This window comes from Martelella sp. UBA3392 (assembly GCF_002358775.1).
Taxonomy (GTDB): Bacteria; Pseudomonadota; Alphaproteobacteria; order Rhizobiales; family Rhizobiaceae; genus Martelella; species Martelella mediterranea.
The window spans coordinates 16,200-20,995 of record NZ_DEPM01000178.1; the positions used below are offsets into that span (position 1 = coordinate 16,200).

Annotated in this window: 4 protein-coding genes and 1 pseudogene; all 5 read left to right on the plus strand. The window is 63.2% G+C overall.

Annotated features, from left to right (window positions below; genetic code table 11):
- Nucleotides 1-884 (plus strand): annotated as a pseudogene (locus B4E36_RS13930) (glucan 1,4-alpha-glucosidase); the annotation flags it as partial.
- 1 nt (nucleotide 885) lies between these two features.
- Nucleotides 886-1,887, plus strand: coding sequence for a phosphogluconate dehydrogenase (NAD(+)-dependent, decarboxylating) (gene gnd / locus B4E36_RS13935; RefSeq protein WP_292059927.1), 1,002 nt, complete (start codon nucleotides 886-888; stop codon nucleotides 1,885-1,887).
- A 19-nt stretch (nucleotides 1,888-1,906) separates the two neighbouring features.
- Complete coding sequence (gene zwf / locus B4E36_RS13940; RefSeq protein ID WP_292059929.1) at nucleotides 1,907-3,283, plus strand: glucose-6-phosphate dehydrogenase; 1,377 nt, start codon at nucleotides 1,907-1,909, stop codon at nucleotides 3,281-3,283.
- 11 nt (nucleotides 3,284-3,294) lie between these two features.
- A complete protein-coding gene (locus B4E36_RS13945) occupies nucleotides 3,295-3,990 on the plus strand; it encodes an ROK family protein (RefSeq protein ID WP_292059931.1) in 696 nt (231 codons plus the stop codon).
- 24 nt (nucleotides 3,991-4,014) lie between these two features.
- Nucleotides 4,015-4,599: a hypothetical protein gene (locus tag B4E36_RS13950; RefSeq protein WP_292059933.1), complete on the plus strand. Its 585-nt coding sequence runs from the start codon at nucleotides 4,015-4,017 to the stop codon at nucleotides 4,597-4,599.
- Nucleotides 4,600-4,796: the final 197 nt, after the last annotated feature.

The window sequence follows — 4,796 nt, forward strand, 5'->3', positions numbered from 1 at the left end:
CTGGTCCGGCGGGCGAAACGCCGATCCGCAACCAGACGCCCGACCGTTCGATCATGGCGAGCGATGCCGTGATCAGTCCGGACGCGCTGGCGCTGGTGCGCTTCGGGCTGCGCGCGGCGGACGATCCCCATATCGTCGATACCGTCAAGGCGATCGATCACACGTTGCGGGCGGAACTGCCGCAAGGCCCGCTCTGGTACCGCTACACCGGCGACGGTTACGGCGAGCACGAGGACGGCCGGGCTTTCGACGGCATCGGTCAGGGGCGGCCCTGGCCCTTGCTGGCCGGCGAGCGCGCCCATTACGAGCTTGCCGCCGGTCGGACCGATGCGGCCAAGGCCCTGCTCGAAACCTTTGAAAAATCCGCCAATGCCGGCGGGCTGCTCCCGGAGCAAAGCTGGGATGGGCCCGACATGCCGCACCGCGAGCTTTATTTCGGACGGCCCTCGGGCAGTGCGATGCCGCTGGTCTGGGCGCATTCGGAGCATATCAAACTGCTGCGCTCGCTCGCCGATGGCGCCGTGTTTGACATGCCGCCGCAGGGCCGGGCCCGCTATATCGACAAGCAGACAGCGTCAAAAATACGGATCTGGCGGTTCGACAACAGGCTGGCCACGATCCCGGCCGGCAAGAAGCTCAGGATCGAACTGGCGGATGCGGCAACCATCCACTGGAGCGCCGATGGCTGGTCGACCGTCAAGGACATCAAGACGAAGCCATCGGGGCTCGGGACCCATTTCGCGGATCTGCCATTGAAGGGCGTGGAACCCGGACATGCCGTGGTTTTCACTTTCTTCTGGCCGGAAAGCGGACAGTGGGAGAATGTAGATTTCACCGTTCGCGTCGGCGAACAGGTCGATCGGCAACTGGAAACGGAGTTTTGACATGCAGATTGGAATGATGGGTCTTGGACGTATGGGCGCCAACATGGTGCGGCGTCTCATGAAGGACGGCCATGAATGCGTCGTCTACGACGTCAACGCCGACAATGTCGCCGCACTGGTCAAGGAAGGCGCGGTCGGCGCCAGTTCCGTCGAGGACCTTGTCGCCAGGCTGGAAAAGCCCCGCGCGGTGTGGATGATGCTGCCGGCGGCGATCACGCCGCGGATTGCCCGCGACCTTGCGGGCAAGCTCGAAAAGGGCGACGCCATCATCAATGGCGGCAATTCACACTATCGCGACGCAATCGACCTCGCCACGGAATTTTCGCCCGCCGGTATCGACTTCATCGACGCCGGCACGTCGGGCGGCGTGTGGGGTCTCGAGCGCGGCTATTCGCTGATGATCGGGGGGCCGAAGGCTGCGGTCGAGCGGCTCGACCCGGTCTTTGCCTCGCTTGCGCCGGGCGCCGATACGGGGGCAGCGCCGGACGCATCCACGGGCACGGCATCGCGGGGCTATCTCCATTGCGGGCCAACCGGCGCGGGCCATTTCGTCAAGATGGTGCATAACGGCATCGAATACGGCGTGATGGCGGCCTATGCGGAAGGACTGAACGTGCTGAAGGCGGCCAATGCCGGCAAGTCCGAACGCGAAGTCGACGCCGAAACCACGCCGCTCTCGAACCCGGAATACTATCAGTTCGACATCGATCTCGCGGCCGTGACCGAGGTCTGGCGCCATGGTTCGGTGATCGGCTCGTGGCTTCTGGACCTGACCGCTGCGGCGCTGAAGGAGAACCCGCATCTCGAAGGCTTCGACGGTCGAGTATCTGATTCGGGCGAAGGCCGCTGGACATTGCAGGCGGCAATCGACACCGGCGTTCCCGCGCCAATCCTGTCATCGGCGCTGTTCGAACGGTTCTCCTCGCGCGGCGAAGCCGAATTTGCAGGCAAGGTTCTCTCGGCGATGCGCTACGCCTTTGGCGGCCATCTGGAAAAATCGTGACGGGGCGGAGATCGAGACGATGACGGAGCAAAAATCTGACGCCCTGGTCGTGTTCGGCGTGACCGGCGATCTGGCCCACAAGATGATTTTCCCATCGCTTTACGCGATGGTGAAGCGGGGTGCGCTGGTGACGCCGGTGATCGGCGTCGCCTTCGACGACTGGACCCTCGACCAGCTCATTGCCCGCGCCAGGGACGCGGTGGAGACCCATGTCGAGACCATTGACGAGGCGGTGTTTGCAAAATTCACCGGGCTTCTATCCTATGTTTCCGGCGATTATCGCAGCCAGTCGACCTTCGACACACTGCGCGAGAGGCTCGGCGACGCCAAGAGCCCGCTCTATTATCTCGCCATCCCGCCATCGCTGTTCGAAACGGTCGCGGGCGGGCTCGACAAGGCGGGGATCGCCAGGGGCGCCCGGCTGATGGTGGAAAAGCCGTTCGGGCGCGATCTCGAATCGGCCGAGGCGCTCAACGCGGTGCTGCATGCGGTGTTCGAGGAGGATGCGATCTTCCGCATCGACCATTTCCTTGGCAAGGAGGCGATCCAGAACCTGCTTTATTTCCGCTTCGCCAATGCCTTTCTGGAGCCGGTCTGGAACCGCGACCATATCGACAGCGTCCAGATCACCATGGCCGAGGATTTCGGCGTGTCGGGACGCGGCAAGTTCTATGACGAGGTCGGCTGCATCCGCGACGTGATCCAGAACCATCTGGTCAACGTGCTGCTGCTTCTGGCGATGGAGCCGCCGGTGACCGGTTCGTCCGACGATCTGGTGGACGAGAAGGTGCAGATCCTGAAGGCGATCCCGCCGCTGACGCATGAGGATGTGGTGCGCGGCCAGTTCGACGGCTATCTCGATGAGCCGGGCGTTGCCGCCGGCTCGACGACGGAGACCTTTGCCGCCGTGCGGTTTCACCTCAATACCTGGCGCTGGAGCGGTGTGCCCTTCTTCATCCGCGCCGGCAAGAACCTGCCCGTTCACGCGACTGAGGTCGTGGTGCGGTTCAAGCGCCCGCCGATCGCGCTGTTCGACACGGTGGAGCATTCCAGCGCCAATTATGTCCGCTTCCGGCTGGGGCCGGAGATCGCGATCGGCCTTGGCGCGCGGCGCAAATCGCCGGGCGAGGACATGCGGGGCGAGGCGGTGGAACTTGCGGCCGTCGATGACGGCGTCGGTGATCTCGCGCCCTATGACCGGCTGATCGGCGATGCCATGGCCGGACGGCGCGAACTGTTCACACGCGAGGACGCCGCCGAACTCGCCTGGACCATCTTCGAGCCGATCCTGGACGACAAGGCTCAGCCGGAACATTACAAGCCCGGCACCTGGGGCACCGAGAAAATGACACGCTTTGCCCCGCCCGGTGGCTGGTTCGATCCAGCGCAATCCTGAAGGAGCGAGATATGGAACAGACCAATCTAAAAGGCAGCGAGCGCCGCGTTCTCGCCATCGATATCGGCGGCAGCCATGTCAAGATCCGCTCCAGCGCCGGCGGCCCGGAGCGGAAGGCCGATAGCGGAAAAGAGATGACCGCCTCCGAGATGGTGGCGGCGGTCAAAACGATGGCAGAGGGGCTCGACTACGACGTCATCGCGATCGGCTATCCGGGACCGGTGGTTCATGACAAGCCGGTCGCCGAGCCGGCGAACCTCGGCGAAGGCTGGGTCGGCTTCGACTACCGCCAGGCCTTCGGTTACCCGGTGCGGATCGTCAATGACGCGCTGATGCAGGCGCTGGGGTCCTATCAGGGCGGCCGGATGCTGTTTCTGGGACTTGGCACCGGTCTGGGCGCTGCCATGATCGTGGAGAATGTCGCCCAGCCCATGGAGATCGCCCATCTCCCCTACCGCAAGGGCAACAGCTTCGAGCACTATGTTGCCGAGGCATATCGCGAGAAACACGGCAAGAAGACGTGGCGCAAAAAGGTGCATGATGTCGTGGAGACGCTGACGGCGGCGCTGGAGCCGGACTATATCGTCATTGGCGGTGGCAATGTCGACAAGCTGGATGAACTGCCGCCAAAGTGCCGCCGCGGCGACAACACGCTGGCTTTCGACGGCGGTTTCCGCCTTTGGCAGGATGACAGCCTGACGGTCTGACCCGTTCAGGAGCGGATTGAACTCTTGCCCATCAACCTCACACTCTGGCGCTTTCGTTTCACGCTTTCATTTCTGGCGGTCATGCTCGTCGCCAATGCCCTGGCCGGTACGTTTTTCGGCGAATTGCCGGCGAACGCTCTGGCAGACTGGGGCATCGGCAAGGATGCCGTGTGGTCCGGAGAAATCTGGCGGTTCGTGACGGCCACTTTTCTGTCCCACGACCGGGGCATGCTGGTCCGCCAGCTTCTCTTCGCGGCCGCCATTCTCGGCTATACGGAATGGAAGCGGGGCAGTGTCTCGACCCTTGTCCTGTTCTTCTCCCTCGATCTTGCGGCATCTGGCCTGCTGTTGCTGGGGGTTGCCCTGTGGCCGGACATCACCGGCCTGTCGGCGGCGCATGATGTCGGCATGTCTCTGGGCGGGTTCGGGCTTATAGGACTTGCCGTGTCCGGCATGCGCTGGCGGTTTCCGCTTCTGGCAGTCATTCTCCTGACGATCGGGCTGAAGATTGCGTTTGCTTTCGATCCGCTTGCCGACATCGGCCACATCGTCGCCCTGTGGCTCGGATTTCTGCTGGGGTTGGCGCAGCTCAGAATGTCGGCGAGGTAATACCAAGGATCAGTGATTAGGACCCATATGATGCGCGCTGGAATGGCCATCCGAGTAGGAAAACACCGCAGAGCGATGCTTGAGCATCGCGCGAGGATTTTGACGCCCACGGGGGCCATTCCAGCCGCACCCTTTCAGGGCCGGGCGATTTTGAAAGCCTGCGTCGTTGAAAATCCTCGCCGTAGCTATGGCTACGA

Excerpts from the sequence above, each read along its gene's own strand:
- gnd (WP_292059927.1), top strand. The coding sequence starts at position 886 with ATGCAGATTGGAATGATGGGTCTTGGACGTATGGGCGCCAACATGGTG.
- zwf (WP_292059929.1), top strand. The coding sequence starts at position 1,907 with ATGACGGAGCAAAAATCTGACGCCCTGGTCGTGTTCGGCGTGACCGGC.
- B4E36_RS13945 (WP_292059931.1), top strand. The coding sequence starts at position 3,295 with ATGGAACAGACCAATCTAAAAGGCAGCGAGCGCCGCGTTCTCGCCATC.